Origin of the sequence: Desulfosudis oleivorans Hxd3 (assembly GCF_000018405.1) — a bacterium.
Lineage (GTDB): Bacteria > Desulfobacterota > Desulfobacteria > Desulfobacterales > Desulfosudaceae > Desulfosudis > Desulfosudis oleivorans.
Genome location: NC_009943.1, coordinates 3,334,607 through 3,351,355, shown reverse-complemented (window position 1 = coordinate 3,351,355; position 16,749 = coordinate 3,334,607). Strand labels below are relative to the sequence as shown.

Sequence of the window (16,749 nt, the reverse complement as noted above, 5' to 3'; positions counted from 1 at the left end):
GTGCCGGCGATTGTTTTCGCCCGTTGCAGCGCAGCCGAGCGGGGGCGCTTTTTTCGGAGAAAGCGAAAATGCTGTTTGAGCACCGCCGAAGGCGGGCGAGTTCATTTTCGCGCCGAAAAAAGCGTTCGCGCGAGGGCAGCCACGCCTGTGGCGTGGCAAGCCAGAGGCCAAGCTGCGGGGCGCGGTTCTTTTGGTACTTTTCTTGCCGCCAAGAAAAGTACACTGAAAAGCGGGAAGGTATTTTAATCAATTTTACACTGGATTGCCGGATCAAGTCCGGCAATGACGCACAGTGCGGTCAAGATTGCTTTGCCTGCGGCTCGCAATGACACAAGGATGACCAGGATTGCTTCGTCGCTGTCGCTCCTCACAATGACTTTTATGCGGGTGAAGGGTTTTAACCCTTCAAAATCCGGTCCAGGATTTTATCGATGGCCGTCAGGGCAGGGCAGGGGGGAAGATCCAGGATCGATTTTCCCTGAATGTCAAAGTCGCGGATGGTGTCGTCTTCCGGAATCCAGCCGGCGGTTTCAAGGTCGGTGCGGGAGATGGCGGCTTCGGCCTCTTCGGGAGTGCGAATGCGATTCAAGACCAGGGCCGCTTTTTTGAACTTCACGGTGCGGGCCGCGGTCTTTTGAATTTCGGAAACCACGTTGAGCCCCTTGGCAGAGGCGTCGGACACCAGGAGCAGATAGTCCACCGCGTCCATGACCCGGCGGTTGACCTGCTCAATACCGGCCTCGCCGTCAATGACCACAAAATCAAAATGGTGGGCCGTGGTGTTGATGATCTCTTTTAAAAAGCTGTTGACCCGGCAGTAGCACCCCTCTGTTTCGGGCCGGCCGATGGCCAGAAATCCCAGGTTGCCCTTTTCCTCGATGGCCTCAAACACGTCGTAATCAATGCGGGAGAGCAGCTCCTGCTTGTCCACCCCCGATCCGTCGCGGACATCTTTTATCAGGGCCGTGCGGATGTCGTCGATGGTACGGCCGGGGGCCATGCCCAGGGCCGAGGCCAGGCCCACGGCCGGGTCCGCGTCAATGGCCAGCACCTTTGCGCCGGGCCGGTCGCACAGCAGCTTGACAAGGGCGGCGCTGATCGATGTTTTTCCCACGCCCCCCTTGCCGCACACGGCAAAGAGGATGGTCGTATTCGATGGTTTGGATGCGTTTGTGGTCATGACAATATTTCTATTCCTTAAATTTTCTATTCATTTTTTCTATGTACTTTTCTTTGGCGCAAAGAAAAGCACCAAAAGAAACATGCCCATGCAGATTATGTAAGAGCAACCGGCGGGTGCCCATCAGTGGGGCGAACACAAGGTTCGCCCCTACGCGATTTCCCGCTTCTTCCGAAAAAACCGTTCGCGTTCGGCTGCGCTGCAACGGGAGCAGCGGTTTATGCGCGCGCCGTCGCCCTGGTCCGGGCCACGCTTTTGGACGCCTCGGCCGCCGCTCCCAGGGCCCCCATCAACTGAGGGTCTATGGAAAGGGGCGCCAGCTTTGTGCGCAGCAGCCGCTCCAGGTGAATAATCAGGCCCCGGCTTTTGGCGCAGCCGCCGGTAAGGGTCACCTCCGGCGTGATGCCCACCCGCTTGAGCAGGGTAAACCCCCGCTTGGCAATGGAGGCGAAAATGCCGGCGGCAATGTCCGGGGCCGGCCGTTTTTTGCTCAACAGGCTGATCACCTCGGTTTCGGCAAACACGCTGCACTGGGAGGTGATGGGAATCACGCTTTTGGCCTGAAGGGAAAGCTCGGAAAACCCGTCCAGGTCCATTTTAAAGATCCGGCTCATCATCTCCAGAAAGCGGCCGGTGCCGGCGGCGCACTTGTCGTTCATCACAAACTCTCTTACCCGGCCGGTTTCGTCCGTGGCAATGGCCTTTACGTCCTGGCCCCCGATGTCGATCACCGTGCGCACCGCCGGGTTGCAGAAGAATACGCCCGAGGCGTGGCAGGTGATTTCCGACAGGTTTTCATTGGCAAAGGGCACTTCGTTGCGGCCGTAGCCGGTGCCCACCAGCCAGTCGATCCGGTCGATGCCGGAAAGTTCCGGCACCTGGCGGCACGCCGCTTCCAGTACGCTGGTGGCGGTCTGTTCCGGGTCGATTTCGCTCTGAACGATGGCCGAGCCCACAAGGGTGTTTCCTTTAAGAATAACGGCCTTTCCCGTGGTGGAGCCCACGTCGCAGCCGGCGCAAAAAAGTTCTTTGTCCATGTATCTGTCCTGCCTTTATTGCCCGAAGAAGGGCTTCAACATATTGTTAAAAATTTTTTATCAAAATCGGGATCGCTATCGCTATCGGTATCGGTATCGAAATCGCAATCGCTTCAGCATCATGTGTGCCGCAAGATTGCTTCGTCGCTTCGCTCCTCGCAATGACGGACTGGGAGGACGCTCCTCGCAATGACGGAAGGGAGAACGCTCTCCGCAATGGCAATCAACAACTCGCTCATGACGACTTGCCTTTTACCCAAAGCCCAAACGTATTTCTGCCATCTGGTATCTGATGGCAAACAGTGTCGAAAAAATTCATGCCGCATCCCGGCGTTTGGCGCCCATGATATTTTCCATAAAATGGTTGATCTGCTCCAGTATGCCGGCATTGGAGACGACGCGCGGGTCGCTCAGGTCGTAATTGATTATGAGCATGGGAAGGCCGTGTTCCCGGCATTTTTCCCGCAGCATGCCGTTTAAGGCCGCGGTGTTTTTGCACCCCACGTGGCCGGCCACCCAGAGCATGTCGATGTCAAACCGCTTGGCCATGTCGAATATGTCTTCCGTGTAGTTGGCGGCCGGGCCCCGGGTGTGGCGGGCCATGGGGCCTTCCATGATGTTCAGGCCCAGGCCGTAAAGCATGGCCTCTTCGGAGGAGGTGTCGATGTAAGGTTCCCGGCTGTTGTAGGACATGCTGTCGATGATCAGCGAGGCCCCGTAGGCGGTTTCGGCCCAGTTGAACAGGTCGCTGGCATGCAGCAGGGGCGGGTTCCACAGCAGGATCCGGTACTTCTCATCTTTCAGGGCCCCTTTACCGGCGTCGATGTTTTTGCGGGCAAGATCGCTCAGCTGTTTAAAGATGCGGGTGCTGGCCGGGTGGCCGGGCTGGACGTTGGAACCCCACAGGTGGCTCAGGTAGACCGGTTCGGCGGCCAGCGGGGCCGGCCGGGTCTGAAGCATCTCCCAAAGTTCCAGTTCATGTTCCACCATCCTGTTGCGCTCTTCGCAGATGGCGGCCAGCTTGTCCCAGTCCATTTTTCCGGGAGTGTTGGCTTCCAGCCAGGTGATCATGCGCCGGAGTTCGCTCACAAAGTAGGTCCGTGCCCGGTCGTTGTAAAAATGGTGGGGAATGTCGATGCGGACGGTGGGCAGGTTTAGCTTCCGTTCCATTACGGTGTAGGAGGCCATGCCGCCGTCACAGGGCAGGTTGGAGGCCACCAGGGCCAGGGCCGGGGGAAACTGGTCGGCCAGGGCGAACCCCATGGTGCTTTTGGGCAGGCTGCAGATGTCCGGGGGCACGCCGGCGTTTTCCGACAGGTCGATGTATTCCTCCACTGCATAAGGGTCGATGATGGGCAGGGAGATGCCCAGCAGTTCGGCCATGAACGGGGTAAGGTTCATGGCCCGGAAGATTTCCGGGGGCACCATGTCTTCATGGATGATCAGCCGGTCCCCGCGCTGGAACATGTCGTCCAGCAGCTCTACAAAACCCCGGATAATATACCGGGTCACCAGGCGCGTGGCCTCAAAGTAGGCGTCGTCGCGATCCTTGCCGAATTTATCTAACAGCAGGTTGGCCCGCAGCAGGGTTTTCATCCAGGGGTAGCGGGGCATGTCTTTTAACAGGGTCTTGAAAAGGCCGTTGCGAAGGGCCATGCCGGCGATGGCGGTCCAGTTGCCGGCCACAAAAGAGGCGTGAAGATAGTTTCGGCGGAGTCGGTTCATGATTATTTTCCCATGCTTTCCAGAAAGGCCTGAATGCGTGTCTGAAGCTGGCCCATGCCGGTGGCGGCATACTCTCTTTCCAGGGAGAGGACCCGAAAGCCGGCATCTCGCAGGGCCGGCACCAGGGAGGCGGCTTCCACGCCCCAGGTGTCGCAAAATTTGATAAACTCAACGATGATCCCGTCAACGCGGAATGCTTTTGCCGCTTCAAGAATGCGGGAAAGCCGCCGGTCAAAATCTTCCATCATGCGGGGGCAACCCGGAGAAAAAAGCCCGTGACGGGCAATGGCGTCCAGGGGATCGGCTTCCGTCTCATCAATGGGGGCGGCGCCGAAAAGGGACCCGGTGCAGGTGCGGTCCGCCACCACCAGGGCGCCGGCGGATTCGATGGTCTCGATAAACCGGGGGTTGTCCATCTGGCCCCCCACGATCATCAGCCGGGCCCGCGCATCCTCAATGGGCGGCCTCTGGGCCAGGTGATCAAAAAAGGTGTCGATCCGGGGACCGATCAGGTGGGCCGGCGAGGTGACGGCCGCCATCAGCAGGCAGTGAAATTCGGCACCGGAAATCACCGGCTGCTCGGCCTTGCGCAGGTCGGAGACGGCCTGTATCTTTTTTATCAGAAGGTTGTGGTCGGCAATGGCGGCCTTCAGGGCGTCTGAAGACATGGAGACGCCGAAATGGCTTTCCAGTTTTTCAGCCAGGGCCTTTATGTCCTGCCTGTACCAGGCCAGGCCCTCTTCGCCGGTCCGGTGGGGAATGTCCAGAATATGGCTAAAGGACGGCGGCATCAGGTAGGTCAGGTTGTCGTGAAGCCGCCGCATGTGGTCACACCCGGCGGTATGAACAAAACCCCCCAGGGCCTGGTAGCGGTAGTCCATGGCAAACTCAAGCAGGCTGCGGGTGTAGGAGCAGGTGAGGTTGGACATGTAGATGTCAGCCAGCTCGGTGCCGGCGGCGCCGGGGGCCCGCAGGCGCAAGGGAAACAGGGGTGGCACCGACAGCAGAACCGACGGCACGTAACTGCATGTGTAGCCGATGGCAATGCGGCCTTCGTCCATGGCCTGCTCGGCCAGGCTGTTGACCGGCTCCTCCAGCAGGGCATCAAAGGGGGTGGGGGTCTTTCTCGGCATCAGGGTGTGTTCTCCGTTTTTTTCTGCTGCATGGCGCTTCGCATCTTTCTTAATTCAGACACGCTGTCGCACACGGGGCTGTACTCGCAGGCGTCGCAGTCCAGGTCCATCTCCTCGCCCATCTTGTTCATGGCGCCGGTGATTTTGCCCACGCTCTCGCCCACGGCTTTTAACGCGGTCACGTCATCCGCGGACGAGGTGACAAATATCACCTCCGCGCCATGCACATAGGGCAGGGCCGAAAGTTTTTCGATCAGCGCTTTTCCCAGGAATGAAAGGGAAAATCCGTCGGTTTTTGCTTTTTTGCTGATGCGGCTCCACTCCCGCTGGTACTGGGACACGGCCCGCATCATGTATCCGGCCGGGTGAATGTCGTACTTTGCCATTTCCATTTCCCGGAACCGGTCGTAGGTGTTGGCCTCGTCAAACCCGGAAACATTCACCAGAACAATTTTGCCGAAAGGAACAAGGTCCCGGGTCTCTTTTGGAATGTCGGGGCCGATTCGGGTGACGCGGCCGTGGCTGACCGCCTCTGTGTCGTCGGTCCAGACCAGAAAGGCGGTGGACGCGGTTTTGGGGCTGCCCAGCTCCACGGCCGTGTCCGATGAGAGCACCAGGCTGCGGCTGTCGCCCATGGGCCAGGAGGGCACGTCATCGGCGGCAACGACCGACACGTCGGGCCGTTGCGCCCGCGAGTCAATGAATTTGCGGATTTGCGCGATATGGTCGTCAAACAGGCCCATGGTTCTACCTCTTTCCCTATCTAATCAAAATCGGTATCGCTATCGGTATCGAAACCGACGGTCATTGCAAGCCGCAGGCGAAGTGATTTTTGCCGAATGCGTATGCCGCAAGATTGCTTCGTCGCTTTGCTCCTCGCAAAGACGAATGGGACGAAGCTCCTCGCAATGACGGGAGTGTGCCATTTTGTTCCTCACTGCTCGTGCTTTGATTGTCCGAAGCAAAATCGAAAATGTTTGCCTCCGCCCGTTGCAGCGCAGCCGAGCGCCAAGCTGCGGGGCGCGGTTCTTTTGGTACTTTTCTTGCCGCCAAGAAAAGTACGCTGAAAAAAGAATTTGAAAGCATGACGATATGGAGAGTTCCTTTATTTCCTGAACAATGTCTCCAACAGGGCCGGCCAATAAGAGCCGGCCCTATTTGCCGGCTGCCAATTCGGCCGCGAACAGGGCCGCGCCCAGGGCCCCGTTGATCTGGGGATCCACGGGCAGGGCCTTGACGGTAACCCCCAGCCCTTCGGAAAGGGCGTTGAACATGCCGCTGTTTTTGGCAACCCCGCCGGTCATCACCACCTCCTCATGCACCTCGATGCTTTTGGCCAGGGAGGCCACGCGGTTGGCCATGGCATGGTGAAGGCCGCAGATGATATCGCAGGTTTCCCGTCCTTCGTTGATCAGGGAAACCACTTCGGTTTCGGCAAATATCACGCACTGGTTGGAGATGCGGATTCTTTCCGTGGAGCGCGCCGAAAGCGCCCCCATGTCGGCCAGGTCCACTTCCAGGGCCTTGGCCATCACCTCCAGGAAGCGACCGGTGCCGGCGGCGCACTTGTCGTTGTAGATATAGCGGGCCACATTGCCCTGCTCGTCGATACGGATGGCCTTGGCGTCCTGGCCCCCGATGTCGATGATGGTGCGGACCGAGGGCAGGTTCCACCAGGCCCCCTTGGCATGACACGATATTTCGGAGCAGGTGGAACTGGCAAAGTTGATATGCTCTTTTCCATAGCCGGTGCCCACCGTGGCCGTGATGTCGGAAATGGGAATACCGGCCTTTTCAGCGGCCAGCCGGATCACTTCGTTGGCGGATTCGGCAGGGTTGGTTTTCACACGGATCACCTGGTGGCCCACAATTTTTCCGTCCTTTAGAACGACTGCCTTGGCGGTGAGGGAGCCGATGTCGCAGCCTGCTGTAATCATGAGGCCTCCTTTTTATTGCCGTTGGTTTTCTCAAGGGCGAATACCGCCGCGCCGATGGCCCCGGCCAGTTGCGGATCGGCCTTGCGGATCCTGCGAAGGCGCTGGCCGATAATTTTTTCCAGGGTGGCCACCACGCCGGCGTTTTTGGCCACCCCGCCGGTCATGACCACCTCTTTTTCGATTTTCACCGAGTTGGCCAGGATGGCCACCCGCTTTGCCATGGCACTGTTGATGCCGGCGCCGATATCTTCCACAGAAACTCCTGAATTTAAATATTTGATCACATCGGCCTGGGCCCAGACCGTGCAGGTGGAGGCCAGCATGATCGGCGAGCGGGCCCTGGCGGACAGATTTCCCAGTTCATTGACATCGATCTGCAGCACGTCGGCCATCACTTCCAGGAACCGGCCGGTGCCGGAGGCGCACTTGTCATTGGTGATAAAGTTTTCCACCGTTCCGGTATCGTCCAGCCTCATGGCCTTGCAGTCCTGGCCCCCGATGTCGATGACGGTCCGAACCGAAGGCGCCATCCAGTGGGCCCCCTTGCCGTGACAGGCGATCTCTGATCGGGCGGCATTGACAAAGGGAATTTTATCCCGTCCGTAACCGGTGCCCACGCACCAGGCCACCTGGTCCATGGCGATTCCGGCATCGGCCAGGGCCTGGTCCATGGCGGCCTGGGCCGAGACCTCGGGCCGGGCCTTGGACCGGACGATGCTTGAACCGAGAATCTTGTTCTGTCTCATGATAACGGCCTTGGATGTGAGGGAGCCCACATCACAGCCGGCGACAATGGTCATAACAACCCCCTTACGGTAAAGAATTCTTCCAGCCGGGCACGGGTGCTTTCCCATGATTCCACCCGGTCGTCAAAAGCGTCGTCATACATGATAAACGTGGGATAGCCCAGTTTCTCCAGGTCCCTGGCAAAGGGCTTGACCATGCCCCAGGTGTTGCGGCATCCCGGCGTACCGTTGTAGACAATGCAGTCCGCTTTGTATGCCCGGGCCACGGCGATGGTTTCGTCCAGCCACATGTTGGGCTGGTCGTAGGGGCCGCGGATGGAGCGGACCATGGGGAGCCGGGCGTTGAGCTGGGCGATGGAATTGAGCATGGCCTCCTCGGAGCTGGTGTCCATTTTATAGGCCGATCCTTCCAGGTCCGCCGAATAGGCCGTTCCTTCCATGAAGGTCTTGGAAAGAATGGACCCCAGGTGGGAGATACCCTGGTCGTCCAGCCATTGCCAGAAGTTCATGTCCACGGTGTAGTGGTCGATGTAGCACAGGTAGAGCCGTCTTTTTTCAATGCCGGATTTGAGGCCGGCAATGCCGTTTTCAGCGTTCTGCCGGACCGTGTCCCGCATTGCCTCCAGGGCGCGTGTGAACTCCGGCAGGCCGGAGCAAATGAACCGGCCCGCGTAGATGAACATGTTGTAAAGGGGCGGCACCGGGCAGGGGACCAGCATCTGCATGTCCTCCATGTCCGCGATGATGGTGTCCTGCTTTTCTACTTCCAGCAGAACGGTCTTCAGCCGGTCGTAGTCCATTTTGTTACCGGTCTGCCCTTCGAGAAACTTTATCATTTCCCGGTAGTCATCCAGGTGGTAGTGACTGGTGCGGTTGTCATTGAGTCTTTGCGGATAATTGAGCTGATAGCACGGTTTGTCCAGGTAGCTGGAGGCAAAGGCAAAGGCATTGGCGTTGGTGTCGCACACGCCCGGCGTGTCGCAGACCAGAAAATCCAGTTCTTCGGCCAGTCCCGCCAGATAGGCGCCCAGGGAACCCCGCTGGGACGAGCAGGAGGTCTCGGTAAGGCCCACTTCGCAGCCGAAGTCGAGGTAGTCAAAGGCGCCCCGTTTCCACAGCATGCCGGCCAGGGCCGACAGAATCTCAAAGGTCACGGGCACGGCGCCCACGGCGTACAGAATGGCCGGAGAAAAGCAAAAGGTGGTGGCCGCGATCTTCTTGCCCTTTTTATGGGCCGTCAGGAGGTTGTCGAAAAACTTGGCCATCATTTTCAGAAACACAGCACCGGGCTCGCCTTCATTCAGAATTTTTTCCAGCGACCCTCTGAAGTAGGGCGCATAGCGCATCAGAAGATCTCTTTCCTTGGGCGTGCCGTCGGCCGCCTTTGCGGCGGCCGTCACACCGCGATGTAGCAATGCGTCAAAATTGTATTCTTTGAGTTCCGCTCTCATAACTGCCTCCTGAACCCAGAAAGGGTGTTAGGTTGAGATTCTTTCCAAAAACGCCTGGATGCGCATCTGCATGCGGCCGGTGTCCGTGAGCGGTCCGTATTCCCGCTCGATCTTCAGGCAGGGGATGCCCGCCTTTTCAAGGTCGCGCTCCAGAAGACCGTGTTCCGAACCGTGCAGGTCGCAGAACCGGATGTTCTGCATGATCACGCCGTCAATGGCGGCCGCGTCGATTTTCGCCTTCAGGATCGCCAATCGCTCCTGGTATTTGCCGAACATGCGGGGGCAGGTGCACTCTCCCAGGTAGCCCTCGGCCATGGCCTCCACCGGGTCTCCGGTCTCGGCCACCAGGTTGCCCTCGTAACGTACGCCGAAGCAGAGGTTTTCCGCCACCACGATGGCGGTGGGGTTTTTTTCGATCAGTTCCACGATCTGAATGTCGTCGCTGATGCTGCCGATGACCAGAATCCGTTTTTTGCCGGTCGATACCGAAGGCCGGGTTTTCAGGTCTTCCAGGAGCTGTTGCAGCTGCTCCGTATACAGGTCCCGGGGCAGAACCGTTCCGGCCACGGCCACGGCAAAGGCCTCGGTTCCGGTGATGGGGACTTCCGGCCGGGTGCGTATCTCCTCCAGCTCCTTGAGCAGCATCCGGCCCCGGTTGTAAAGGGCGATGGCCTGGTGCAGCCCGTCGGTGTCGACGGTGACGGAAAAGTGCTGCTCCACCCCGGCGATAAGGGTCAGAAGCTCTTCCTTGAACCATTTCATGCCGTGGGGCAGTGTCTTGTGGGGGACATCGAAATAGTAGAAAAAGGGCGGCACGATTCCCGGGTAGTCTTCTCCGGCTTTGCGCCAGCACTCGTCCAGGCGGCGCATGGCGTCGCATCCGGGCGTGATGATGACGCCGCTTAAAAAGTTGTATTTGCCCTTGCCGGCCAGTTGCAGGATGCACTTGGGAAACGAACAGATAAAAGGTCCGAAATAGGCGTCGCCGATATCCGTTCCTTCGGTTTCAATGCCCCGGATGCGAACCGGCAGAATCCCGGCGGCGTGAAATATTTCCGGGGGAACATAGGAGCAGGTATAGCCGACGATTTTTTTTCCGGACGACTGCCATTCCTGAATCGACTGGTTGCAAACCGTGGTGGTGGCCTCGTAGAAAGAATTCGTCATTTTAATCCGCCTCCCCGTTTTTTAATAAAGCGGCCAGCAGGCGCCTTGCGGCCTGTGCGCCGTCTTCAAATTCGTCATCGTCCGCGGCCAGGGATTTGAGGATTCCCCGGGCCAGGGGGGGCACCACGGCCCGGGCCAGCGGCAGCAGCGCTTCTCCCACGACCTCGCCCGCCCTTTCGATCGTCTCCGACGCGCCGTACAGGTCCAGGGCGTCGACCAGGGAGCCGGCCTTGTCGCGGATCGCCTCCGACCGGGCTTCCAGCAGCCGGCCGGCCACCAGGATCACGGCGTTGACGGCATTGGCGCCCTCCTGAAGATCGAGGTTTTCCAGGGAGGTTCCCAGGGCGGTGTTGATCGCGTCCGGGTCCATGGACTCCAGGGTGGAGACCCGGTGGCTGACAGCGCGTATACGGGCGTTGTGTACCGCGCTTTTGGTAGCCATGCCGCCGGTCAGCAGGTCCGGGTTGTCCGCCAGAACATCCGTCATGGCGGAGTGGGCCTGGCTTTTGATCTCAGCCATGGCAGCCCTGGCTTTCCACAACACCTCACCGTTTATCTCTTTGACAATGGCATCAAACAGGGAGGATAAATCGTTGGGCAGCTGCGGAGCGCCCGGCTCGCCGATCAGGGCGCTGCCCACATGGAGTTGCCGCGCCTGTTCCGCCATCTGGTTCACCAGGCGGCCGGCGGCCTGGGCATCGATTTCCCGCAGCACCGACAGCAGCACATCGGCCACCATATCCGGTGTGCCTTCATTATTGAAAGTGCCCAGGGTCTGGGCCAGGGCATCGATGGTTATATTAATGATCGACGGCGCCAGGGACACGAGAGAGATGACCTTGGCCGGGTACTTCCACAAGGTCTCGTTGATCATATGGACCAGGGCCGAAATGCCCGGTGTGCTGGTTTCCAGAAGCTCCTTGAGCTCCCCGAAATCCATGGAGGTGATCCATTTTTCAAAGGCAGGCGCCAGGACTCGGGCCAGGAATTCCGGCTCATCCTTATGAATATCATTGATGACGCGACAGCAAATCGTTACCAGCGCGGCACTTTTTCCGGAAGACAGGTCGCTGGTAATCGTTTGGATCAGGTCTTTTTTAACGGCCACATCAAGCGCGTTGATCTCCCCGGCCGCGTTCAGCAGCACGGTATACAGGCCGTTCACCAACTCCCCGGTCTGTGCGGACACCTGTCCCACGAATTCGGGATCTCCGGCCAGGGTGTGCAGGGCCGGGGCCCGGTCCATGGCGGTTTTGTCCAGCATGGCGTTTCGAATATCGCCCCCGGCGATTTTCGAAACCGTTTTTCTGGCGGTGGTCCGGATCGGGCCGGTGCCGCTCTGTGCCCAGATGTCCAGCATCTCAGGCATCAGGGCCGCCACCAGGGTTCTTATTTCCCGTGTGCCGGCGATGCGGCGCATCGGGTCGTCGGCAGCCGGTGGAACGGGGTGTGCGTTTTCGGTCATATGCTTTTTCTCCTGTTTGATGCGATGGCCGGCCGTACGGGCCGTTCATTGTATATAGGGATGCCACCGGCTCCGGGGTTGCCGGGCAGGTGCCGTGTTGCCCCGTCCCTGCCGGCCATGAGGTGAAGCCCCTGGTTGAGGGTTTTGACGGCCACGCTTTTTTCCTTTGCAACATATTCGATGACCGTGTTGACCGCCATTTCGCCGTCATTGTTCTGAAGATAGGCGTTGCCCCTTTCAAGGATTTCCAGGTTCTCCTCCAGGTTTTCGCTGCGCAGGGAGAGGGTGAGGAACTGCATGCGGCGCACCCCGTGCAGAAGGTCCATGATCATGTCCTCCAGCAGTGGGTTTTTCGCGCTTTGCATGCAGTGCAGGGCAAACTCGAAAAAAGCGGTGTGATAGCCGGCCACATCTTTTTTTGCAACGGCCCGGCCGGCCCGGACCACGGCGTCGTTGATGGCGGAAAGCTCGTCGGCCGTGCTTTTGGCCGCGCACTGTTTGGCGGCCAGCACAATCAGTGCCCCGGCAACGTCGTAGAGGTCCGCTATTCCCTGTTCGGACAGGTCGGTTACCCGGGTGCCCTTGCGCGGCACCTGTTCCACCAGGCGCTGTTTTTCCAGCAGGCGCAGGGCCTCCCGTATGGGGCTGCGGCTGACATTCAATTCTGCGGCAAGCTGGGCCTCGCGAATGTTCTCGCCGGGCCTGAGTTCCAGCCGAACGATTTTTTCTCTAATAATTTCAGCAATCTGTTCTGGGAGGCTCTGGGGGGCGATAAATGTCATGGCACCTCGTTCTTATAAAGAATCGCTGTTATAAAGTCGATTGTCGGCAATATGCCGTTTTGGTCGGGGAGTGTCAACAGAAAAAATCGATACCAGCCGCTTTCCTTTTTTCTTATCAATAAATAAGCGCGGAGAGAGATGCCCTGTTTGTAGTGTGCCCGTAAGGGCATCGGCAGGACGGTATCAAACGACCGGTCTCTGACGGGTGCCACGGGCCAAGCGACAGCTTGCCCGTGCTTCATTTCCGGACTGATGTTCACGGGCAACCTGCGGTTTGCCCGTGCCACCCGGGAAAGGGAAAGCCGGCCGCTTTGTAACACGAAGATCACGAAGATCACGAAGGGAACGAAGAAGAACCCTTCGTGTCGGTCAACCTGCCGCACCAGCTAAGAGGCAGAAGGGAAAAATATTGACACTCAGCAGGGGGATTGGTATAGACAATGACTGTGATAGCAACTTCTTATCATTAATTTTTTTCCACACAGATATGGCGGCCACCAAGGGATTCCTGTTGCGGTGCGGCCAGGGGAAATAAACAGCAAGGAGAAAAGACCATGCGGCTTCAGGCAGACATAAAAAAGAACGGTACCATGGCGGCCATTTTCGGCCTGTTTCTGGCCCTGGCCCTTTTGCTGGCCCTGCCCGGCGCGGCAACGGGGGCTGACTATTACGTGGATATCAACACCGGCAGTGACACCAATGACGGCCTGACCCCGGGAACAGCCTGGAAGACGCTGCACTATACCGCCAGCATGCTGGTCGAATCCAGCTTCAACATCATCCATGTGGCCCCCGGTATCTATAGTCCTGCCAATGGTGAGCTGGACGATTTTCTGGATATTTATATGACGGACTCCTCCATTCTTGGAGACCCGGCCGGTGGCACCATCATCGACTGTTCCGGTGCCGCCTACTGGAGCAATGGTATCAGTGTGAGCCAGCTCTATACGGTTTCCAACATAACGATCAGCGACCTCGAAATCAGGGGGGCATCGGGTTACGGGGTCTATATCAACGGCGGCAGCGGCCATACAATTACTCGATGCAGTATTCATGATAACTTCGGGGCCGGTATTTATCTGAGTGAATGCGATGCCAGCAACACGGTTGCCGCCAACAAGATCTACGACAATCCCACCGGTATTGAAATTTCGGCCGCAGGGCTTGTGGGGTCTCCCGTCATTGTCAACAACCTGATTTACGACGGCCCGACGTCGGGCATGGACACGGGCATCTTTATTAATGTGACAGGCTCGACAGTCACAGCTTCTCCCACAATTTATCACAATACCATTGACGGCGGTGCCACCTATGGCATTTTTATTTACGACCTCGGCGGCGGCGGGACTATAGAACCGGATATCCAGTACAACAATATCACCACCTTTGATGTAGGCATCTTTGGTTCGGGCACGATTACGCCCAACATCGACTATAATAATCTGTTCGGCAACACCACCGCCGATTACAGCGGTACCGGCGTCATTGCCGGCACCAACGATATCAGTGCCGATCCCCAGTATGCCGATCCGGGCACTGCCGCCGATTATCACCTGGTAGGGGCGTCTGCATGCGTGGAGGCAGCCATTCCTTCCACTACGCCGGTTGATCTGGACGGCAAGACCCGTCCCCAGGGAACTTACGCGGATATCGGGTGTTATGAGTATTCGGCGGCCAGTGTCTATTATGTCAACGTCAACACCGGCAGTGACACCAATGACGGCCTGACCCCTGGAACAGCCTGGAAGACCCTGCACCACGCGGCAACGGAGTTGTGGGACACCACTGGCATAACCATTTATGTGGCGCCGGGGGTATACAGTGTGGCCAATGGTGAAACAGAGTCGGACCTGGAGTTTTACATGTTTGATTCGGAGATTCTGGGTGACCCGGCCGGCGGCACCACTATCGACGCCACCGGCACCTCCTGGACCTATGGCCTGCACTTCTGGTATTGCGACAACATCACGGTCAAAGATTTCGAGATCCGCAACGCAGACCTGTACGGCGTTTATATCTACAACAGCACCAACATCACCGTCACGGGCTGCGATATTCATGAAAATCTCAGCGCCGGCATTATCCTGTACGATTGCGACAGCACCAACACGATTGCCGGCAACAAGATTTATGACACCCCGTTTGGCATTCATCTTATCAGTGATGCGCTTACATGCTCTCCGATCATTGTCAACAACCTGATCTACAACGGCGACAGCATGGTCACGGACCTGGACAGGGGAATTTTTCTGGATGCGGGAGAGTCCGATCCCGTGACCCCCATAATCTACCATAATACCATTGATGGCGCTTACATGGCGGGCATCGACATGTCTTATCTCACTGGCACTACGGTGTCCCCGGATATCCGGTACAATATCATTACCAATTGCGGCACAGGTATTGCCGATAGCGCTACTGCAAGCACGCCAACCATTGACTATAACTGCCTGTTCGGCAACACCCTCAACTATGACGGCGTCACTGCGGGGGCCAACAACATCACCGGAGATCCCCTTTATAATAACACCGGCATTGCCGACTACCACCTGATGTCCGGTTCGCCCTGCGTGGACGCGGCTGTGACCTCCACCATTTCAGTCGATCTGGACGGCACCATCCGGTCCACTCAGGGTGCCCATCCGGACATGGGGTGTTACGAGCATCTGGTGATGCCGCCCACGGGCAACCTGCCGCCTGCAGTGCCTACCTATGTGAGCCCGTCGCCGTTTCAGGTGTTTGCGCCGGGGCAGCCGGTCACCCTTCGGGCCAGTGCCTTTTCCGACCCGGAAAAAGACAGCCATTTGACCACCCACTGGAAGGTGGGCCGGGCCGATATCGACTATTTCAGCAGTTTTCCCTCGCCGTTCAACTATGTGGCGGAAGGGGGCACGGACCTGACCCGTTATACCCTTGACGCGTATAATTTTTTGGAAGGCATGGCCTACCAGTGGATTGTGGGATACCAGGACAGCGGCAGCCTGAAATACGCCTGGTCCCAAAAACCGGGAGAAGAGGGTGTGCCGACCAATATTTTTGTTGTGGGCACTGAAGAAACCACGTCCCTGCCGCCCATGGAGCCGGGCACCGAGATTGAGGACTACCGGATGGTTTCCTTTACCCATATTCCAAGCAACCCTTCGGCCACGGCGGTTTTCGGGGACGACCTGTCCGGCGGATACAACACCACCCATTACCGCATCGGCGTGTATGACTGCGAGATGGGAGCCGGGGGGTACCGGGAGTATCCCAACTTCATGGTTTATCCGGGCGAGGCCGCATGGGTCCTGGCCCGGGAGGGGCTGACGACCGACATCTCCGGCGTGCCCATGACCACGGAGGTGGATGTGGAGGTCGCCCTGCGGTATAACGATGCCAACGGCAACGGTTGGAACATGGTGGGCCCGCCCAACGACCGGAACTATGCCTGGAGCGAGGTCGGCGTGGTGGTGTATGACCCGGAAACCGGGGAGCCGGTCTTTACCGACCTGATCGGCAATCTGCCGGCCGGCAACGAATATATTGACACCCGCCTCTGGTCGTGGAACGGGGCTTATAATGCCGCCACCACCACGATGGAGGCGGGCTGTGGTTACTGGGTACGGGCCAAACAGCCCCATATAAACCTGCGGTTCTATGGGTCCTATCATGGCGGCGGTGATCTGCTGATTCATGCGGATGCGGGAGTTGGCGTAAAAACATGGCTGGCCCGCAGCCTGGATTACGTGAAACAGGCGGCAGAAACGCTTTTTGCCCCGGCTTCGGCCATTGCCGGGGATGACGAGCCGCCCCCGCCCATGGCCAGCCTGAACTATACTTCAGGTGACTCTTCCGTGGATATGTCCTGTTTTGTGTCCACTTTGCTGGAGGAGTAGGCTTTCGCCGCCTGATTTGTCTGGATAACATTGCCCCCGGTATGCGGGTTGCCGCATGCCGGGGGTTTTTTTTGATTCCCGACAAACCCCGGTTGCGTCTCCACCCTCCTTCGGGTTTCACGCCACCGGATTTTTTCCCATGCCATGAGATTGCTTCGTCGCTTCCCGCCGTCGCCAAAGGCTATGGCGGACAGGCCGCTCCTTGAAGTTTACCCATGGTTCCTCACGCCGGCCCCCCTCCCCCCGGCCCC

The 16,749-nt window shown here is 58.3% G+C and carries 12 protein-coding genes; 1 reads left to right on the top strand and 11 read right to left on the bottom strand.

Annotated features, from left to right (window positions below):
- Positions 1-397 precede the first annotated feature (397 nt).
- From DOLE_RS14280 to DOLE_RS17610, 11 genes are all read right to left on the bottom strand, one after another.
- Positions 398-1,180, bottom strand: coding sequence for an ATP-binding protein (locus DOLE_RS14280; protein ID WP_012176191.1), 783 nt, complete (start codon positions 1,178-1,180; stop codon positions 398-400).
- 218 nt (positions 1,181-1,398) lie between these two features.
- Positions 1,399-2,217 (bottom strand): acyl-CoA dehydratase activase, encoded by an 819-nt coding sequence (locus tag DOLE_RS14275; protein WP_012176190.1) that lies wholly within the window; start codon positions 2,215-2,217, stop codon positions 1,399-1,401.
- A 315-nt stretch (positions 2,218-2,532) separates the two neighbouring features.
- Positions 2,533-3,942, bottom strand: a complete 1,410-nt coding sequence (locus DOLE_RS14270) for a 2-hydroxyacyl-CoA dehydratase subunit D (RefSeq protein ID WP_012176189.1) — start codon at positions 3,940-3,942, stop codon at positions 2,533-2,535.
- A 2-nt stretch (positions 3,943-3,944) separates the two neighbouring features.
- Complete coding sequence (locus DOLE_RS14265; RefSeq protein ID WP_012176188.1) at positions 3,945-5,075, bottom strand: 2-hydroxyacyl-CoA dehydratase subunit D; 1,131 nt, start codon at positions 5,073-5,075, stop codon at positions 3,945-3,947.
- Positions 5,075-5,818: a hypothetical protein gene (locus DOLE_RS14260; protein ID WP_012176187.1), complete on the bottom strand. Its 744-nt coding sequence runs from the start codon at positions 5,816-5,818 to the stop codon at positions 5,075-5,077. The genes DOLE_RS14265 and DOLE_RS14260 overlap by 1 nt, the downstream gene beginning before the upstream one ends.
- A 411-nt stretch (positions 5,819-6,229) precedes the next feature.
- Complete coding sequence (locus tag DOLE_RS14255) at positions 6,230-7,012, bottom strand: acyl-CoA dehydratase activase (RefSeq protein WP_012176186.1); 783 nt, start codon at positions 7,010-7,012, stop codon at positions 6,230-6,232.
- A complete protein-coding gene (locus DOLE_RS14250; RefSeq protein WP_012176185.1) occupies positions 7,009-7,812 on the bottom strand; it encodes an acyl-CoA dehydratase activase in 804 nt (267 codons plus the stop codon). The genes DOLE_RS14255 and DOLE_RS14250 overlap by 4 nt, the downstream gene beginning before the upstream one ends.
- Positions 7,809-9,209 (bottom strand): 2-hydroxyacyl-CoA dehydratase subunit D, encoded by a 1,401-nt coding sequence (locus tag DOLE_RS14245; RefSeq protein WP_012176184.1) that lies wholly within the window; start codon positions 9,207-9,209, stop codon positions 7,809-7,811. Before DOLE_RS14245 ends, DOLE_RS14250 begins: the two co-directional genes overlap by 4 nt.
- Before the next feature lie 27 nt (positions 9,210-9,236).
- A complete protein-coding gene (locus DOLE_RS14240; RefSeq protein WP_012176183.1) occupies positions 9,237-10,376 on the bottom strand; it encodes a 2-hydroxyacyl-CoA dehydratase subunit D in 1,140 nt (379 codons plus the stop codon).
- Position 10,377: 1 nt separating this feature from the next.
- Positions 10,378-11,841, bottom strand: coding sequence for a hypothetical protein (locus tag DOLE_RS14235; RefSeq protein WP_012176182.1), 1,464 nt, complete (start codon positions 11,839-11,841; stop codon positions 10,378-10,380).
- Positions 11,838-12,623, bottom strand: coding sequence for a GntR family transcriptional regulator (locus tag DOLE_RS17610; protein ID WP_012176181.1), 786 nt, complete (start codon positions 12,621-12,623; stop codon positions 11,838-11,840). Before DOLE_RS17610 ends, DOLE_RS14235 begins: the two co-directional genes overlap by 4 nt.
- 554 nt (positions 12,624-13,177) lie before the next feature.
- On the opposite strand from DOLE_RS17610, the gene DOLE_RS14220 reads away from it, so the two are divergent.
- Positions 13,178-16,498 (top strand): right-handed parallel beta-helix repeat-containing protein, encoded by a 3,321-nt coding sequence (locus DOLE_RS14220; RefSeq protein ID WP_012176180.1) that lies wholly within the window; start codon positions 13,178-13,180, stop codon positions 16,496-16,498.
- Positions 16,499-16,749: the final 251 nt, after the last annotated feature.

Bases quoted from the DNA above. Each gene is read 5' to 3' on its own strand.
- DOLE_RS14275 (WP_012176190.1), bottom strand. From the start codon at position 2,217: ATGGACAAAGAACTTTTTTGCGCCGGCTGCGACGTGGGCTCCACCACG.
- DOLE_RS17610 (WP_012176181.1), bottom strand. From the start codon at position 12,623: ATGACATTTATCGCCCCCCAGAGCCTCCCAGAACAGATTGCTGAAATT.
- DOLE_RS14265 (WP_012176188.1), bottom strand. From the start codon at position 5,075: ATGCCGAGAAAGACCCCCACCCCCTTTGATGCCCTGCTGGAGGAGCCG.
- DOLE_RS14260 (WP_012176187.1), bottom strand. From the start codon at position 5,818: ATGGGCCTGTTTGACGACCATATCGCGCAAATCCGCAAATTCATTGAC.
- DOLE_RS14280 (WP_012176191.1), bottom strand. From the start codon at position 1,180: ATGACCACAAACGCATCCAAACCATCGAATACGACCATCCTCTTTGCC.
- DOLE_RS14250 (WP_012176185.1), bottom strand. From the start codon at position 7,812: ATGACCATTGTCGCCGGCTGTGATGTGGGCTCCCTCACATCCAAGGCC.
- DOLE_RS14220 (WP_012176180.1), top strand. From the start codon at position 13,178: ATGCGGCTTCAGGCAGACATAAAAAAGAACGGTACCATGGCGGCCATT.
- DOLE_RS14235 (WP_012176182.1), bottom strand. From the start codon at position 11,841: ATGACCGAAAACGCACACCCCGTTCCACCGGCTGCCGACGACCCGATG.
- DOLE_RS14255 (WP_012176186.1), bottom strand. From the start codon at position 7,012: ATGATTACAGCAGGCTGCGACATCGGCTCCCTCACCGCCAAGGCAGTC.
- DOLE_RS14270 (WP_012176189.1), bottom strand. From the start codon at position 3,942: ATGAACCGACTCCGCCGAAACTATCTTCACGCCTCTTTTGTGGCCGGC.
- DOLE_RS14245 (WP_012176184.1), bottom strand. From the start codon at position 9,209: ATGAGAGCGGAACTCAAAGAATACAATTTTGACGCATTGCTACATCGC.
- DOLE_RS14240 (WP_012176183.1), bottom strand. From the start codon at position 10,376: ATGACGAATTCTTTCTACGAGGCCACCACCACGGTTTGCAACCAGTCG.